We start from the raw sequence: 16,116 nt of genomic DNA on the forward strand, positions 1-16,116 counted from the left end.
AGCGCGAGCTCAAGCAGCCCGGGTCCGCACCAGTTCCCGCGCGGCCGCGCGATAGCGGTCGGCGATGAGCCGGACCACGGCGGGATGCACGCCGATGGGCTCGGCGACGCCGTCGGCACCCGCATCGTGGAGGCGTTGCTGGAACAGCCCGTGCGCCAGCAGATACGACGCGACGAAGACCCGTTGCGAACCTGACTCCCGCAGTGCGGCAACAACTTCCGCAACCCGCGGCGCACCGGTGGCGATGTAGCCGATGCGAACCGGGGTATCGAGGTGTTCGGCGAGCATGGCGGCGGCCCGGCGAACATCCTGGCGGGCCCGAGCATCGGAGGATCCGGCGGCGGCGAAGACGACCGCGTCACCAGGACGCCAGCCCGCGGCCCGCAGCCGCATGGTCATGATCCGGGCCAGTGCCGGATCCGGACCCATGGCCGGGGTGACCGCCACGGCGGCATGCCCGCTCTCGGCTACTTCCCTAGGCACGTCCTGGTAGACGTGGTACCCGGAGGCAAGGAACGCCGGAACCACCACGGCGGGAACAGAATCCCCCGCCGTGTCGCACAGATCGCGCAGCACTTCGGCCGGTGACGGCCCCAGCACGTCCACGAACGCGGTCCGCACGGCCGGGTCGGGCAGCTCGGCGTCGCGCCCCGAAACCGCGACGCCGAGCTCCCTGGCCACCGCCTCGGCCAGCGCGGCGATCATCTGAACCCCACGGGTGCTCCTGGTGCCATGAGCCACCAGCACCAGGGCGGGGCTGGTCATGAGGAGCCCATCGTCTGCACGTACCGCGTCGGCCCGCCGGGCTTCTGCGGCCCCGACAGCTCGGGGCGCGGATTGTTGTCGATGCATTCGGCCGCGTCCAGCGCCAGTCGATAGCCGCGCTTGACCACCGTCTGAATCGCCTTCGGCGCACCGAGTCCGGCCCGCAGCCGGGCGATCGCGGTCTCCACGGCATGGGTGTCGTCACCGCCGCCGGGCAGCGCGGCGAGCAGGTTCTCCCGGGAGACGACCCGGCCGGGCTGGCGCGCCAGCGAGCGCATCAGCGCCATCGGCGCGGGCGCGAGCTGACGCACCTCACCGTCGACCACCACGCAGCCGCCACGCACGCTGAGCGTGTGGCCCGCGGCGTAGATCCGGTTGGCCCGCCGCGGCAGTTCCTCGGCGACGTGGCGAGCCAGCGCACCGAGCCTGGCCCGGCCCGGCATCGACGTCGCCACACCGAGCTCTTCCAGCGGCGCCGCGGTGATCGGGCCGACACAGGCGGCCAGCACCCGGCCGCGCAGCGCGTGCAGCACACCCTCGAGCAGCCCGGTTTCCTTGGCGCGCATCAACATCGACGCCACGGCGGGCGCGCTGGTGAACGTCACACAGTCCAGGTTCGCGGTGACGATGGCCTCGATCAGCTGATCCATCGGACCCTGATCCTCCGGCGGCATCCACCGGTACACCGGCACCGGCACGACATCCGCACCGGCACAACGCAATACCTCGCAGAAGTCGGGCACCGGCTCCCACTCGGTGGTGGCGCCGTGCAGCTGCACCGCGATCCGCACGCCCTCCACGCCCTCGGCGAGCAGGTGATCGAGCACCTCCGCGGACGACTCCGAGGCAGGCGACCACTCCTCACGTAATTCCGCGGCGCGGATGGCGCCCTTGGCTTTCGGGCCGCGCGCCAGCATCCGGGTGGCGCCGAGCGTGGCGCGCAACTCCTCCGCGACGCCCCAGCCTTCGGCGGCCTCCATCCAACCGCGGAAGCCGATGCCGGTGGTGGCCACCGCGATCTGCGGCGGTTCGACGATGAGCTGGCGGGTCACCCGCTCCAGCTCGGTGTCGTCGGCCAGCGGAATGATGCGAATGGCCGGCGCCGACACGATGTCGGCGCCGCGCCGGACGAGCAGCGTGGCGAACTCGTCGGCCCGTCTGGCCGCTGTGATGCCGATGGTGAATCCGGCAAGGCAGGGGCCCGGCTCGATGGTTGTCATGCGTTCATCCGTCCGAGGAGGCGAGCCCGGCGGCGACCGGCTCGTTGGAGATCGACACGACGCCGTCGGCTACGCGGACCGCGTACACCGGCAGCGCCGCCGATTCGTCGTCCAGGCAGCGCCCGTCGATCAGGGAGAACGCCTGCTTCAGCAGGGGTGAGGCGACGACCGGGACGCCGCCGCGGTCGCCGACGATGCCGCGCGACATGACCGCCGCGCGTCCGATCGGATCAATGTTGCCCACGGCGTAGAGCATGCCGTCGGACAGCAGGAACAACGCGGCCTGACGGCCACCTTTCAGCAATACCGCAACGCCGCGGCCGGGGATCAGGTAGTCGAGCCGGCATGCCTGCGTCCAGCCGGTGGCGGTCGTAGCGGCAAAACCGGGGGTATCGATCACGGTCATCGGTGTCATCCTCCAAACGCCTTACCCATTGGTACAGGCGTCCTGTTTCTATGCGGTTAAGCCGTCATTTCCCTGGCATGGCGACCGGCACGTCCGGCATGCCCAGCAACACCGGTACCTTGCGTTCCCCGGTTTCGTCGAAGGCGATTGTGGGGTCGGTCTCATCGGGGGCATTGACGAAGGAAACGAAGCGCGACAGCTTCTCCTCGTCGTCCAGCACGGCGGCCCACTCGTCGCGGTAGCCGGCGACATGCTGGGCCATCACCGCCTCCAGTTCCTCGGCGATGCCCAGGCTGTCCTCGCAGATGACCTGCTTGAGGTAATCGATGCCACCCTCGAGCGCCTCCTGCCACGGCGCGGTGCGCTGCAACCGGTCGGCGGTGCGGACGTAGAACATCAGGTACCGGTCGATGTACTTGATCAAGGTCTCGTCGTCGAGGTCGCCGGCGAGCAGCACCGCGTGCTTCGGCGTGAGGCCGCCGTTGCCGCCGACGTAGAGGTTCCAGCCGTGCTCGGTGGCGATCACGCCGACGTCCTTGCCGCGCGCCTCGGCGCACTCGCGGGCGCAGCCGGACACGGCCAGCTTCAGCTTGTGCGGGGAACGCAGTCCGCGGTAACGCTTTTCGAGCAGCACCGCCATGCCGACCGAGTCCTGCTGGCCGTAGCGGCACCAGGTGGAGCCGACGCAGCTCTTCACCGTGCGCAGCGACTTGCCGTACGCGTGACCGGATTCCATGCCGACGTCGACCAGGCGCTGCCAGATCTGCGGCAGCTGCTCCACCCGGGCGCCGAACAGGTCGATCCGCTGACCGCCGGTGACCTTCACGTACAGGTCGAAGTCCTTGGCGATCTGCCCGATGGTGATGAGCTGATCGGCGGTCACCTCACCGCCGGGCATCCGCGGCACCACCGAGTAGGTGCCGTTCTTCTGCAGGTTGGCCAGGAAGTGGTCGTTGGTGTCCTGCAGCGCGGCCTGCTCGCCGTCGAGGATGTGCTCGCTGGAGGTCGAGGCCAGGATGGAGGCGACCGTCGGCTTGCAGATGTCGCAGCCGGTTCCCTTGCCGTACTTGGTGATCAGGCCGGAGAAGGTGCGGATGCCGGTCACCTGGACGATCTGGAACAGCTCGGCGCGCGACTGGGTGAAGTGCTCGCACAGCGCCTTGGACATCTCCACGCCGGACTGCTCGAGCAGCTTCTTGAGCATGGGAACGCAACCGCCGCAGGAGGTTCCGGCGGTCGTGCACTTCTTGATGCCCGGGATGTCGCAGGCGCCCTCGGCGATGGCGCCGCAGATCGCGCCCTTGGACACGTTGTTGCAGGAGCAGATCTGCGCATCGTCGGGTAACGCGTCGGCGCCCAATTCCGCACCGGCGGGCGAGATCAGCGCGGCGGGCTCGGCCGGCAGCGGACGCCCGACCAGCGGGCGCAGCGCGGCGTAGGCGGTGGCGTCGCCGACCAGGATGCCGCCGAGCAGGATCTGCGCGTCATCGGAGACGACGAGTTTCGCGTAGGTGCCCTTGGCGGCGTCGTGCAGTACCACCGACAGCGCGCCCTCGGTGGTGCCGTGCGCGTCACCGAAGCTGGCCACGTCGACGCCGAGCAGCTTGAGCTTGGTCGACATGTCCGCGCCGGGGAATTCGCCTGCGCCGCCTAGCAATCGGTCGGCCACGATCTCGGCGGTGGTGTAACCGGGCGCGACGAGGCCGTAGCAGGTGCCCTCGACCGCGGCGCATTCGCCGATGGCCCAGATGCTCGGATCCGAGGTCTGCAAGCCGAGATCGGTGATGATGCCGCCGCGCGGGCCGACCTCCAGCCCACTGTCGCGGGCGATCTGGTCGCGCGGGCGGACACCCGCGGAGAAGACGACGAGCGAGGCCTCGATGACCGAGTCGTCGGACAGGCTGACCCGGATGCCGTTGTCTCCCGCCTCGATCGAGGACGTGCCGACGCCGGTGTGCACGTACAGGCCGAGATCGGTGACCAGGCGCTCCAAGATGGCGCCGCCGCCCTCGTCCACCTGGGCGGGCATCAGCCGCTGGTTGTACTCGACCACGTGCGGGGTGAGGCCGAGCAGCCGCAGCGCGTTCGCGGCCTCCAGGCCGAGCAGACCGCCGCCGACCACCACGCCGACCGCGCCGGGTCCGGCGGCCTCGGCGGCCGCCCGGATGCCGTCCAGGTCGTCGATGGTGCGGTAGACGAAGCATTCCGGGCGATCGTGGCCGGGCACCGGCGGCACGAAGGGATAGGAGCCGGTGGCGAGCACCAGCGCGTCGTAGGCGATGGTGTCGCCCGCCGACGTGGTGACCTTGCGGGCGTCCCGGTCGATCGACTCGGCGCGCTGGCCGAGCCGCAGGTCGACGAGTGCGTCACCGTCGTATTCGTTGCCGGGCAGGGCCAGCGCCGCGGTATCCCAGGCGCCCACGTAGGTCGACAGACCCACGCGGTCGTAGGCGGGCAGCCGTTCCTCGCTGAGCACGACAACCTGCCACTGTCCTGCCTCGTCGCGCGAGCGCAGTGCCTCCACGAACCGATGCCCGACCATGCCGTGGCCGACGACGACCGCGGTCTTGCGCAGGGCTGGTTCGACTGAGTGATTCGTCGACGTGCTCAAGAAGGGCCTCCCAAGATCCGGTTGGCCCCACGGTAGGAAACAGGTATTGCCGCCATGCTGCGCGCGATGACCGGCGCATCAACGGTTGCTCACGGACCCGGATTCACCAGGGTGAGCTCGCCGCAATGTTGTGCGGATGTGACGCGCCGATACCGCACGTCATCGCGAGCCGACCTCGCAATAGCCGGCCGATGCGGGGTGACGCGCACAGCATGAACGCCGCCGCATCACCCCGCAACTCGAGCCGGGAATCAATTCCAGGTGTCTTCGAGCATCCGCGGCTTGCAGGCTTGCCAGGCACCGGCGAGCAGCACCAGTACGGCCACGCCGAGCAGTGCGAACGGAGCGACCCAGCCGCCGGTGACCGAGTGCAGCACGCCGAACAGCAGCGGTCCGATGCAGGCCACCGCGTAGCCGACGCCCTGGGTGAAACCGGAGAGCGCGGCGGAGCCACCGGGGGTGTTGGTGCGCAGGTTGATCAGGGTCAGCGCCATCGGGAAGGTGCTCGGGCCGAGGCCGAGCAGCACGACCCACAGGATGGGCGCGCTCATCGGGGCGACGATCAGGCCTACGAAGGCGGCGACGAAGAAGACCGCGCAGCCGATCACGACGGGGAAGGGATTACGGAATCGGGTGACGACCGTCGGCGCGCTGAGCGCCGCGACCAGACCGACCACCGCGAACAGCGCGAGCATCGACCCGCCGAAGCCGGCGCTTGCTCCGGCGTCGCTGAGGATCTTGGGCAACCAGGTGAACATCGCGTAGGTGATCAACGACGTCATACCGAACATGCCCGCCATGCCCCACGCCACCGGCGACCGCCAGACCCGCCCGGTGCGCGGTGCGTCGATCGCGCCGAGGGCGGTGCTGTCCTGCACGTCGCGGCCGCGCCGGTCGCGCAGCACGCCGAGCCACGGCACCACGGCGGCGAAGCCGAGGATCGCCCACAGGCCCAGCGAGATGCGCCAGCCGTGCGCGTCGGCGACCGGGACCGCGACGAACGCGGGCACCACGGTGCCGAGCTGCACCATCACGATGTAGAGCGAGCTGACGATGGCGACCCGATCGGCGAAGTACCGCTTCACCAGCGGCGGGATCACCACGTTGCCGATGCCCATGCCGGCCAGCGCCAGCGCGGAGAAGACGAGGAGTTCGGCGGTGCCCGAGAGCAGCACCCGGACCAGCTGGCCGGTGCCCGCCATCAGCATGGCGACCAGCGCGGTGCGCTCCAGCCCGAGACGCCGGACGAGCACCGGGGTGAGCAGGCCGGACAGCGCGAACATCGCGGTCGGGATCATGCCGAAGACGCCGACCACCGCGGTGCCGTAGCCCACGTCCGCGCCGATGCGTTCGGCAAGCGGACTGAACGCGGTGACCGCGACCCGCAGGGTGAGCGCCGACATCACGATGGCAGCTAGAACGAGGAGACGGCCCTCCGTCAGCGCACGTCGGCGCTGCTCGACCTGCGGAGATTCCTGTCCGGTCGGCGTTTTCTGGAGGGTTGCAGTCACTGCGAAATCATAGGATGACCGGATGATAGGAGGCAACGATTTGTGATGAGCGGTACTCTATGGCAGTGCAACCAGTCCGGCGCACCAGCCTCATCGCCCAGGTCACCGAGCAGCTGCGTGCCGAAATTCGTTCCAGCCGTTGGCCCATCGGGTCCCGCATCCCCACCGAACCGGAGCTGACCGAGCTCACCGGAACGGGTCGAAACACCGTGCGCGAGGCCGTCCAGGCCCTCGTGCATGCGGGGATGCTGGAGCGACGCCAAGGCTCGGGAACCTACGTGATCGCCTCCTCCGACCTCGGCGGCACCCTCGGCAAGTACTTCGCCGACGCCGAAGAGCGCGATGTCCTCGAGCTACGCCTGGCGCTGGACACCACGGCCGCCGCGCTGGCCGCGCGCCGCCGCGACGACGGCGACATCGCGAACCTACTGCAGCTGCTCGCCGAGCGCGACAAGGCCTACGACGAGGACAACCCGGCCGCGATCGAGTCCGATGTCGAGCTGCACCGCGCGATCGTGGTCGCCAGCCACAACGCGGTCTACCTCGAGTTCTACGACTCGCTGCTGCCGATCATCGAACAGGTGATCCGGGCCCGGACCTTGAAGTCCGACGACTCCTACCCCGAGGAGCACGCCGAGCTGGTGCACGCCGTGATCGACGGCGACCCCGAGCGCGCCGCTTCCGCGGCCAGCTGCTTCCTCGAGTCGCTCATCGCCGAATATCCCGACGTTCGTTAAACAGCTCTAGTTCCCGCGGACGGCACGTGAAGAATCACTCACGACTCCGCCTCGCTAGCGCTCGGCTCCGTCGTGCGTGCGCACTGTGTCTTCGGTTCGCTCGCTTGCGCTCGCTCACTTGCCGTCCGCTTCGCATGTGAGTCGGAATTGCCTGGAACGTCACGCGTAGCCACGGAGCCGCAACAACCGGCCCCTACGTTGTGAAACGACCTAAAAGGCAACTCGACTCCGCCGGCGGCGCCAGCCGCGATGAGGGCCGGTCGAGTGCGAACGAGAGGAAGCCGATGACTGCCATCGCAGCCGCCACCGGCACCGAGTCGAACACCGCATCCGAGACCTTCCAGCACCAGACCCGCGGCCGCTGGCTGGAACACTGGGAGCCGGACAATCTGAAGTTCTGGGAGTCCGGTGGCGCGCGGACGGCACGCAAGAACCTGATCTTCTCGGTGTTCGCCGAGAACCTCGGCTTCAGCATCTGGGTCATCTGGGGCACCGTGGTCACCAGCATGGGCGCCGCGGGCTTCCCCTTCCTCGAGGGGCTCGGCAAGGGCAACCCGACGGCGGTGAGCAACGCGCTGCTGCTGTCGTCCACCCCGACCCTGGTCGGCGCCGCGCTACGCATCCCCTACACCTTCGCGATCCCGAAATTCGGCGGCCGCGCCTTCACCGCGTTCAGCGCGGCGATGCTGCTCATTCCCACCCTCGGGCTGGCGTACTTCGTGAATCAGCCGGGCACGCCCATGTGGGTCTTCATGATCCTGGCCGCGCTCGCCGGTGTCGGCGGCGGCAACTTCTCCTCGTCGATGGCCAACATCAACTTCTTCTTCCCGGAGAACAAGAAGGGCGCGGCGCTCGGCATCAACGCCGCAGGCGGCAATCTCGGTGTGGCACAGACCCAGCTGGCGTTGCCGCTGCTGATCACCCTGGGCACGCACCTCATGGCCAAGGATCCGGCGGGCTACCGCTTCGGCATCACGCTGTCGGTGCTGGTGTGGATTCCGTTCATCCTCATCGCGGCCTTCGGCGCGCTGCGCTACATGGACAGCGTCGCCAGCGCCAAGTCCGACGGCAAGTCCTACCGGCTGGCGCTGACCAACCAGCACACCTGGGTGATGGCGCTGCTGTACATCGGCACCTTCGGCTCGTTCATCGGGTTCTCCTTCGCCTTCCCGACGCTGATCAAGGCCAACTTCCCGGAGCTGGCCAAGATCGGCTGGATCAGCACCATCGGCAACCTGGCCTTCCTCGGCGCGTTCGTGGGCTCGTTCAGCAGGCCGTTCGGCGGCTGGGTGTCCGACAAGATCGGTGGCGCCAAGATCACCGTGTGCGTGTTCGGCGGCATGGCCGTCTCGGTCGCGCTGATCATGGCCGCGCTGGAGCTGAAAAGCTTCCCGCTGTACCTGATCTCGTTCCTGCTGCTGTTCGTGATGACCGGCATCGGCAACGGCTCCACCTATCGCATGATCCCGACCATCTTCAGCGCGATCTCCAAGAAGTACGCCGCCGAGCACGGTCTGGACCTCACCGAGTCGACCGCGTCGGCCCGGCGCCAGGCCGGCGCCGCGATCGGCGTGATCGGCGCGGTGGGCGCCTCGGGCGGCTGGCTGTTGCAGCAGGCGTTGCGGCTGTCCAACATTCACTACCACTCGATGGCGCCCGCGTTCTGGGCCTATGCCGTGGCGTTCCTGCTGATGGGCACGGTCACCTGGTGGTTCTACCTGCGGTCCTCGTTCGCGGTGCAGCGGATGCCGTCGCTGGCCTACGCCAAGGTGTAACCGGCGCAACGCAGCACGCACGTCGGTCGTCGAAAGGCACTGAGCCGCAAGGCTCGCCTTTCGGCGGCCGGCGTTTTCGTTTGCGCTACACCATCAATCGGACCATGTCCGCCGTGCGCGCCAAGCCGGGGAATGCCTCCGGCGTCGAGCGTGGATGCAGCGCGTGCACGGCGAGCCGGAACATGACCGCGCGCAACAACATCTGCGGCCATTCCGGCAGATCCCGCCAGCGCTCCAGCAGTCCGTCGTCGGCGCCACCCCAGGCCAGCGCGTCCACCACGATCACCCCGGCCGCCCACGGGCCGGGCCGCCAGTACGGCGTGATGTCGGTGAGGCCCGGCGTATGGGTCCCCGCGAACAGCACCGTGCCGAACAGGTCGCCGTGCACCAGCTGGGCGGGCGTCTGCACCGGCTTGCGCAGGGTGGCCAGCTGGCCGATGAGCTCCATGCTGCGCTGGCCGTCAGGCGAGTCCGCCGAGGGCAGCGGGCCACCCGCGCGCAGGCTGCGCAGCGGCACCGCCTCCCAGGCGGCCCGATCGGCGGCGACGAACACGTCCACGTCGACCCACGGCGCCACCGGTGGCTGTACCAGGAACCGGGGCCGCTCGAGATGTGTCGTCGCCTGATGCAGGCGCAGCGACACCGAAACCACTTCGTCGTGCCTGGGTTCCGGGATGCCTTCCAGGTAAGTGTCGGCGCGCCAGCCGGAGACCACATAGCGGCCGTCGGTCGCGCGCACCGGCCGGGCCAGGCGCAGCCCGTCCACCTTCAGCGTCTCGCGCACCTTCGCCGACCACGCCGCCCGCGCGTGATCGGCGACCGGGCTGAGCACCACGTCCCCGAACCGCCAGCCACCCTCCCAATCGCCCAGCGTGACCGGGGAAACTTCGCGCAGACCGAACGTGGAGCGCACGTGCTCGGGAGGTTCCACAGAAGTCACGGCCGTACCGTACCGCCGTGGTGGACGCTGTACAGGACGCCGCGCCGAAGTGCAACCCCCGCCGTTAGGGCGGGGGTTACAGCCTCCTCCAGCGGATCAGTAGACGGGCAGCGACGGATCGATCTGCCGCGCCCAGGCGATGACCCCGCCTTGCAGGTGGGTGGCGTCGGCGAAACCCGCGCGCTTGAGCGCGGCCAAGGCCTCCGCCGAACGCACACCGGTCTTGCAGTGCAACACGATCGGGCGGTTCTGCGGCAGCTCGGACAGCGCCTCGCCGGACAGGATGCGGTCCTTCGGGATGAGCCGCGCGCCATCGATGTGCACGATGTCCCACTCGACCGGCTCGCGCACGTCGATCAGCTCGATCTCCTTGCCCGCGTCGAGCAGATCCTTCAGCTCACGCGCGGTGACCGTCGAGTCGGCCGCGGCGGCCTGGCCCTCCTCGGACACCACCCCGCAGAACGCCTCGTAGTCGATCAGTTCGGTGATCGGCTGACGCTCCGGGTCGCGGCGCAGCTTGATGGTCCGGTAGTTCATGTCCAGTGCGTCGTACACCATCAGGCGGCCGAGCAGCGGTTCACCGATGCCGGTGATCAGCTTGATCGCCTCGGTCACCATCACCGAACCGATGGACGCGCACAGCACCCCGAGCACGCCGCCCTCGGCGCAGGAGGGCACCATGCCCGGCGGCGGGGCCTCCGGGTAGAGGTCGCGGTAGTTGATGCCGCGACCGTCGGGGGCGTCCTCCCAGAAAACCGAGACCTGGCCCTCGAAGCGGTAGATGGAGCCCCACACGTAGGGCTTGCCCGCCAGCACCGCCGCGTCGTTGACGAGGTAACGGGTGGCGAAGTTGTCGGTGCCGTCCACGATCAGGTCGTAGTCGGCGAACAGCTCGACGGCGTTCTCCGGCTCCAGCCGGATCTTGTGCAGCCGGACGTCGATGCCGGAGTTGATCTCGAGGATCGAGTCGCGCGCGCTGTCGGCTTTCGGGCGGCCGATGTCGGACTCGCCGTGGATGATCTGGCGCTGCAGGTTCGAGGCGTCCACCTCGTCGAACTCGACGATGCCGAGCGTGCCGACGCCGGCGGCGGCCAGGTACAGCAGCGCCGGGGAGCCGAGCCCGCCCGCGCCGATCACCAGGACCTTGGCGTTCTTCAGCCGTTTCTGCCCGTCGACGCCCAGGTCCGGAATGATCAGGTGGCGGCTGTAGCGGGCGACCTCGTCCTTGGTCAGCTCCGCGGCCGGCTCGACCAGCGGCGGCAGGGACTTAGGTGATGACACGTCCAGGACTCCTCGAATCGAATGGGTCGATCTCGTTGTGCAACACCCGCGACCAGACCGTTCTTCCCGACCCATCGTCGCGCATGTCAGCCGCGGGGGTACGGCCAGGGGTTGAAGCGGCAGCGCTTGCCGTCCATCGGGACGACGCCGTCGGGCTCGAGGGTCGCGATGTCGTTGTTCTTGGTGCCGAAGGTCTGCTGCATCATCACCGGAGCCAGGCCACCGTCGGTCTCGCACGGCTGGTGCTGGTGGTAGCCGATGGCGTGACCGACCTCGTGGTTGATCAGGTACTGCCGGTAGGAGCCGATGTCGCCCTCGAAGGCGAGCGCGCCGCGCACCCAGCGGACCTCGGAGAGCACCACCCGGCCGAGCTCGGCGTTGTAGCAGGACGAGTCGATCGGGATCTCGTATCCGCAGGCCTTGCGGGTGGATTCGCGGGAGGTGAGCGAGATGCGGAACTCGGTGTCGCCCTGGTCGACCCGGCGGAACGCGAACTTTTGGTCGTGCGTCCAGCTCTTCGGGTTGGCGAGGGTGGACTCGATCAGCTTCGCCACCGACTCGTCGCCGCCGAAACCCGTGGTGTCGATACCGTCCTCGATCTCCACGGTGTAGCGGAAGACCGAGTCGGTGCCGGTGCCGACCTGGGCGGACGCGCCGGGCACCACATGCCAAGTGCCGGTGCCGGTTTCGGCGAAGTTGCCGCCCTGCGGCAGCGCGCCGGTCGGCAGGTCGGTAGGGAACTGGCCGTCGCCGGCCGGTCCGCCGATGATGCCGTCGCTCGCGGCGCGCGGGCTCAGGTGGCCGAGGCCGGGCACGCCGCTCACCGTGGTCGCCGGGTCGGAGCCGCGCACCGCGTCGACCACCACCAGCATCGTGACGGCGAACAACACCGGTAAGGCGTAGGCCCGCCAGCCGTAGGTGGAGACGAATCTGCCCAGCGCGCTTTGCTTTTTGATGCTGCGGTCGGGGCGTTCCCTGGTTCGCCCCTCGGTGGGGGCGGTGGGATCCCAGCTGGCGCGCAGCGGTTGATGGGAGCGGTCCGGCTGAGCGTAGAGCCCGAGCGGGTCGTAGATCTCGACGCCGTCGCGGTCGCGGCGGGTGGCGGTCGAATCGGGCTGCCGGGTAAGCGGATCGGCACCGTTGGGGCGACCGTTGCGGTCCGGCCTGCGGCCGGAGCCTGCTTCGGCATCGAGCGGTGGCGCAGCGCCGGTGCGGGCGGCTGCGCCCGGTCGTGCTTCTGGGCCTGACCTTGCCACGGGTTCCGACCCTACGGAACCGGGAGCGCCGGGGCCAGCACGGCGGCGCGGATCGCGTCCGCCGCCGGACGTGACCGGGGGGTCTGCGTGCCGCTCCCCGGGTCGGTCGGCGCGGAAAGTCACGGACACCAGGTTCTCACAGCGGGCCAGCGCCGCCGTCGGGCACGCCACAACCGCCGGGCGGTGCGACATTTCTCACCGGGTTCCCTCAGTTCTCCGGGCCCGGTCTGCGGGCGGGCGACAACCGAGTATCGTTCTTGGGATACCCGGTGCTTACCCCTTGCCGGGGAATCAACTGGGAGAGCCGAAATGACTGACCTCGTGGACCGGATGGCGTCCCGTAGATCGTCGTCCGAGCCCGCCAAACGCGGCACCCGGCTTCCGCGCGATGAGCGACGTCAACAACTACTCGCGGCCGCCAGCGAAGTCTTCGTGCAGCGCGGCTACCACGCCGCGGGGATGGACGAGATCTCGCAGTGCGCCGGTGTGAGCAAGCCGGTGCTGTACCAACACTTCACCAGCAAGCTGGAGCTGTATCTGGCGGTGCTGCAGAACTATGTCGACATGCTGGTGTCCAGCGTCCGGCAGGCGCTGCGGTCGACCACCGACAACCGACAGCGGGTGCGGGCCGCGGTGCAGGCCTACTTCGATTTCGTCGACAACGAGATGCAGGGCTTCCGGCTGGTCTTCGAATCCGACCTGACCAGCGAGCCGCAGGTGCAGCGCCGGGTCGAGCAGGCCACCGAGGCCTGCGTGGACGCGGTGTTCGACGTGGTGGCGCACGACTCCGGCCTGGACCCGTACCGGGCGCGCATCCTCGCGGTCGGCCTGGTCGGCGCGAGCCAATTCACCGCGCGCTACTGGCTGGAGGCGGATCGGCCGATCCCGAAGGAAGAGGCCGTGGACACCACCGTCTCGCTGGCCTGGGGCGGTCTGTCGCACGTCCCGCTGCACCCGATCGACTGAGCACACGAACGACGCGAGCCCCTGCATCCCGAGGTTGCAGGGGCTCGTTGCTGTCGGCCCGAGGCCGAGAAAACTAGACGGTGGCGAAGCCGACGCGACCGCTGGTGACGGTGCCGATCTCGACGTAGGCGACCTTCGAAGCCTGGATCAGGAACTTGCGACCCTTGTCGTCGGTCAGCGACACGACGCCGCCGCTGCCGTTCAGCGCACCGGCCACCAGCGCCTCGACCTCGTCCGGGGTCTGCGAGCTGTTGATCAAGAGCTCGCGCGGGCTATCCGAAATACCGATCTTGACCTCCACGGCCAACCTCCGAACGTAAGAGTCCTGTGCTGTCGATCCAAGGCTAGTGCAGGGCAACGCCGTGCAGGCAGACGGCTGCCTGCGCCCTCAGCGAACAGCAACGGCCCGCACACCGTTGTGCGGGCCAGTTCGGTGCGGCGGTGTTACTTCGGTTCGATGAGCTGGATCTCCAGCTCGATGTTGACCTTGTCGCTGAGCATGCCGGGCAGCGGGCCGCCGACGCCGAAATCGGTGCGCTTGATGGTGCCGGTGGCGGAGAAGCCCGCGTGCCGGTTGCCGGTCGCGCCGAACTCCTGCACGCCACCCCACTCGACGTCCAGGGTGACCGGCTTGGTGATCGCGCCGAGCGTGGCCGCGCCCTGCACCTCGAAGCTCTCCGCGATCTGCACCGGCTCGGTGGCGCGGAAGGTCAGCGTCGGGCGGTTCGCGGCATCGAGGAAGTCGGCGGTGCGGATGTGCGCGTCGCGGTCGGCGTTGCCGGTGTCGAACGAGTCGAGGTAGATCGTCGCGCCGAGGGTGGCGGCGCCGGACTCGTCGACCACGAATTCGGTCTCGAAGCGGGTGAATCCGCCGCGCACCTTGGAGATGCCGAGGTGGCGGATGGTGAAGGCCACCGACGAGTGCGCGGTGTCCAGGGTCCAGGAGCCGGGCTTCAGCGACTGGGTGGTCGTGGTGGACTCGGAAGAAGTTGTCATGCCAACCACCTTTGCCGGACCACGGTCCGTTAACCAGACCGCAGTTATCATGGCCCCCGTAGGGCGAGGTTAAGCCTCCTAGGACACGGCACGATGGGACCCATGGCACGCAGCGGATTCGCCGAATTCCTCGTCGCGCGACGCGCTGAGCTACGCCCGGCCGACGTCGGCATGCCCGAGGGCAGGCGGCGGCGCACACCCGGGTTACGCCGCGAAGAGGTGGCCGTGCGCGCGGGCGTCAGTGCCGACTATCTGGCGCGACTCGAGCAGGGCCGCGACACCAATCCTTCGGTCGCGGTGATCGACGCGCTCGCCGACGCACTGCTGCTGCGTGGCGACGAACGCCATCACTTCAGCCTGCTCGCGCTCGCCTCCGGTAACGAATCCCACTGCCCCGGTAGCGAATCCGCGCAGGAGAAGGTGGCCGAGACGATCCAGTCGATCCTGCGCGCGTTGCAGCCGACCCCCGCGTTCGTGGTCGGCCGCAGGCTGAATGTGCTCGGCTGGAACGCGGCGTGGGCGGACTTCGCCGCACCGCTGGGCCTGCTCGACGGCGACGGACAGCCGAACCTGGCCTGGTACACGTTCGTGCAACCGGCCGCGCGCCAGGTGCTGCGGAACTGGTCCGAGGTGGCGGATACCTTCGCCGCGGCACTCTCACGCGCCAAATTGCGCTGGCCCGGCGACGATTCGCTGGTGGAGACGATCGACGCGCTGCGCCGCCACCCGGAGTTCGCGGCCCGCTGGAAGCCGCACCATGTCGGGGCGCCCATCTCGGGCCTGCTGCAGATCGACCATCCGGTGCACGGCCTGGTGCAGGTCCCGTTCGAAACGCTCGACGCCGATCGCGATCAGAGCATCATCGTGTGGCTCACCGATCAGGCCCAGATGCAGACACCCGGCCTGCGACTGGTCCGGCCCGCGGCCGTCAACGAGTAGGCCTGTCAGATTCCCAGCTTCGCCATGCGTTCGGCGTGGCTGGCCTGCATGCGCTCGAACAGCGAGGCGATGCCGTTGAGGTCGCCCGCGGCGCCGAGCACGAGTTCGGTCAGCTCGTCGCGCTGCGCCATGACGTACTGCGCCTGCGTGATCGCCTCGCCGAGCAGGCGCCTGCCCCACAGGGTGAGCCGGTCGCGTTCGGAGCGGCTGGCCTCGACCGCGCGCCGCACCTCCTCGACGACGAATTCGGAGTGGCTGGTCTCGGCGAGCACGTCGCGGACCACCTCGGCGACCTCGGGCGGCAGCGCACCGGCGATCTCGTTGTAGAAGTCCGCGGCGATGCCGTCGCCGACGTAGAACTTCACCATCGACTCGAGCCAGGTGGAGGGGTCGGTGGAGGCGTGGTAGGCGTCCAGCGCGCGGACGAACGGCGCCATCGCGTCGAAGATGTCGACCCCGCGCTCGGCCAACGCCGCCTCGAGCGCGTTGAAGTGGCCCATCTCGGCGGAGGCCATCTTGGCCACGGCTACCTTGCCGCGCAGCGTCGGCGACAGCTTGGCTTCCTCGGCCAGCCGATAGAACGCGGAGATCTCACCGTAGGCGAGCACCGCGAACAGATCTATGACGCCCGGGTGGTCGGCGAGGTCGGCATCGGTCGGCGAAACACCCAGCGTGGCAGGTGACTGTGCTCCCATGACCCCAGCCTAGTACTC

Annotated in this window: 15 protein-coding genes; 4 read left to right on the forward strand and 11 right to left on the reverse strand. The window is 69.0% G+C overall.

The window, feature by feature from the left end:
- Positions 1-9: 9 nt before the first annotated feature.
- The 5 genes from IBX18_RS26195 to IBX18_RS26215 form a co-directional block, all read right to left on the reverse strand.
- Positions 10-765, reverse strand: a complete 756-nt coding sequence (locus IBX18_RS26195) for a sirohydrochlorin chelatase (protein ID WP_194836183.1) — start codon at positions 763-765, stop codon at positions 10-12.
- A complete protein-coding gene (locus IBX18_RS26200; protein WP_194836184.1) occupies positions 762-1,985 on the reverse strand; it encodes a uroporphyrinogen-III synthase in 1,224 nt (407 codons plus the stop codon). Before IBX18_RS26200 ends, IBX18_RS26195 begins: the two co-directional genes overlap by 4 nt.
- 4 nt (positions 1,986-1,989) lie before the next feature.
- Positions 1,990-2,391 carry a nitrite reductase small subunit NirD gene (gene nirD, locus IBX18_RS26205; protein ID WP_194836185.1) on the reverse strand — a complete coding sequence of 134 codons (402 nt, stop codon included), beginning with the start codon at positions 2,389-2,391 and terminating at the stop codon, positions 1,990-1,992.
- A 64-nt stretch (positions 2,392-2,455) separates the two neighbouring features.
- On the reverse strand, positions 2,456-4,966 hold the full coding sequence (gene nirB / locus IBX18_RS26210; protein ID WP_194836498.1) for a nitrite reductase large subunit NirB: 2,511 nt from the start codon (positions 4,964-4,966) through the stop codon (positions 2,456-2,458).
- A gap of 287 nt (positions 4,967-5,253) precedes the next feature.
- Positions 5,254-6,513, reverse strand: a complete 1,260-nt coding sequence (locus tag IBX18_RS26215) for an MFS transporter (RefSeq protein ID WP_306796420.1) — start codon at positions 6,511-6,513, stop codon at positions 5,254-5,256.
- Positions 6,514-6,578: 65 nt separating this feature from the next.
- Between IBX18_RS26215 and IBX18_RS26220 the strand changes: the two genes are divergently transcribed.
- Positions 6,579-7,250 (forward strand): FadR/GntR family transcriptional regulator, encoded by a 672-nt coding sequence (locus tag IBX18_RS26220; RefSeq protein WP_107660875.1) that lies wholly within the window; start codon positions 6,579-6,581, stop codon positions 7,248-7,250.
- 284 nt (positions 7,251-7,534) lie between these two features.
- Complete coding sequence (locus tag IBX18_RS26225; protein ID WP_194836186.1) at positions 7,535-9,025, forward strand: MFS transporter; 1,491 nt, start codon at positions 7,535-7,537, stop codon at positions 9,023-9,025.
- A gap of 85 nt (positions 9,026-9,110) precedes the next feature.
- Here IBX18_RS26225 and IBX18_RS26230 read toward each other — a convergent pair whose 3' ends face one another.
- The 3 genes from IBX18_RS26230 to IBX18_RS26240 form a co-directional block, all read right to left on the reverse strand.
- Positions 9,111-9,965: a TIGR02569 family protein gene (locus IBX18_RS26230; RefSeq protein WP_194836187.1), complete on the reverse strand. Its 855-nt coding sequence runs from the start codon at positions 9,963-9,965 to the stop codon at positions 9,111-9,113.
- Positions 9,966-10,061: 96 nt separating this feature from the next.
- Positions 10,062-11,246 carry an adenylyltransferase/sulfurtransferase MoeZ gene (gene moeZ / locus IBX18_RS26235; RefSeq protein WP_147129872.1) on the reverse strand — a complete coding sequence of 395 codons (1,185 nt, stop codon included), beginning with the start codon at positions 11,244-11,246 and terminating at the stop codon, positions 10,062-10,064.
- An 86-nt stretch (positions 11,247-11,332) separates the two neighbouring features.
- Positions 11,333-12,502 carry a DUF3152 domain-containing protein gene (locus IBX18_RS26240; RefSeq protein WP_373889232.1) on the reverse strand — a complete coding sequence of 390 codons (1,170 nt, stop codon included), beginning with the start codon at positions 12,500-12,502 and terminating at the stop codon, positions 11,333-11,335.
- Positions 12,503-12,811: 309 nt separating this feature from the next.
- On the opposite strand from IBX18_RS26240, the gene IBX18_RS26245 reads away from it, so the two are divergent.
- Positions 12,812-13,468, forward strand: coding sequence for a TetR/AcrR family transcriptional regulator (locus IBX18_RS26245; protein ID WP_107658960.1), 657 nt, complete (start codon positions 12,812-12,814; stop codon positions 13,466-13,468).
- 73 nt (positions 13,469-13,541) lie between these two features.
- Here IBX18_RS26245 and IBX18_RS26250 read toward each other — a convergent pair whose 3' ends face one another.
- Together IBX18_RS26250 and IBX18_RS26255 are read right to left on the reverse strand one after the other, a co-directional pair.
- Positions 13,542-13,769 carry a DUF3107 domain-containing protein gene (locus IBX18_RS26250; protein ID WP_107658961.1) on the reverse strand — a complete coding sequence of 76 codons (228 nt, stop codon included), beginning with the start codon at positions 13,767-13,769 and terminating at the stop codon, positions 13,542-13,544.
- Between the two features lie 143 nt (positions 13,770-13,912).
- Complete coding sequence (locus IBX18_RS26255) at positions 13,913-14,464, reverse strand: YceI family protein (RefSeq protein ID WP_194836188.1); 552 nt, start codon at positions 14,462-14,464, stop codon at positions 13,913-13,915.
- A 102-nt stretch (positions 14,465-14,566) separates the two neighbouring features.
- On the opposite strand from IBX18_RS26255, the gene IBX18_RS26260 reads away from it, so the two are divergent.
- Positions 14,567-15,403, forward strand: a complete 837-nt coding sequence (locus tag IBX18_RS26260; RefSeq protein ID WP_194836189.1) for a helix-turn-helix transcriptional regulator — start codon at positions 14,567-14,569, stop codon at positions 15,401-15,403.
- 5 nt (positions 15,404-15,408) lie between these two features.
- On the opposite strand, the gene IBX18_RS26265 is transcribed toward IBX18_RS26260, so the two are convergent.
- The gene (locus IBX18_RS26265) at positions 15,409-16,098 is read right to left on the reverse strand and encodes a ferritin-like fold-containing protein (protein WP_194836190.1); all 690 of its coding nucleotides are present in this window, start codon (positions 16,096-16,098) and stop codon (positions 15,409-15,411) included.
- Positions 16,099-16,116: the final 18 nt, after the last annotated feature.

It is taken from the genome of Nocardia sp. XZ_19_369 (genome assembly GCF_015355715.1).
Classification (GTDB): Bacteria; Actinomycetota; Actinomycetes; order Mycobacteriales; family Mycobacteriaceae; genus Nocardia.

Bases quoted from the DNA above. Each gene is read 5' to 3' on its own strand.
- IBX18_RS26195 (WP_194836183.1), bottom strand. From the start codon at position 765: ATGACCAGCCCCGCCCTGGTGCTGGTGGCTCATGGCACCAGGAGCACC.
- IBX18_RS26200 (WP_194836184.1), bottom strand. From the start codon at position 1,985: ATGACAACCATCGAGCCGGGCCCCTGCCTTGCCGGATTCACCATCGGC.
- nirD (WP_194836185.1), bottom strand. From the start codon at position 2,391: ATGACCGTGATCGATACCCCCGGTTTTGCCGCTACGACCGCCACCGGC.
- IBX18_RS26225 (WP_194836186.1), top strand. From the start codon at position 7,535: ATGACTGCCATCGCAGCCGCCACCGGCACCGAGTCGAACACCGCATCC.
- IBX18_RS26245 (WP_107658960.1), top strand. From the start codon at position 12,812: ATGACTGACCTCGTGGACCGGATGGCGTCCCGTAGATCGTCGTCCGAG.
- IBX18_RS26255 (WP_194836188.1), bottom strand. From the start codon at position 14,464: ATGACAACTTCTTCCGAGTCCACCACGACCACCCAGTCGCTGAAGCCC.
- IBX18_RS26260 (WP_194836189.1), top strand. From the start codon at position 14,567: ATGGCACGCAGCGGATTCGCCGAATTCCTCGTCGCGCGACGCGCTGAG.
- IBX18_RS26265 (WP_194836190.1), bottom strand. From the start codon at position 16,098: ATGGGAGCACAGTCACCTGCCACGCTGGGTGTTTCGCCGACCGATGCC.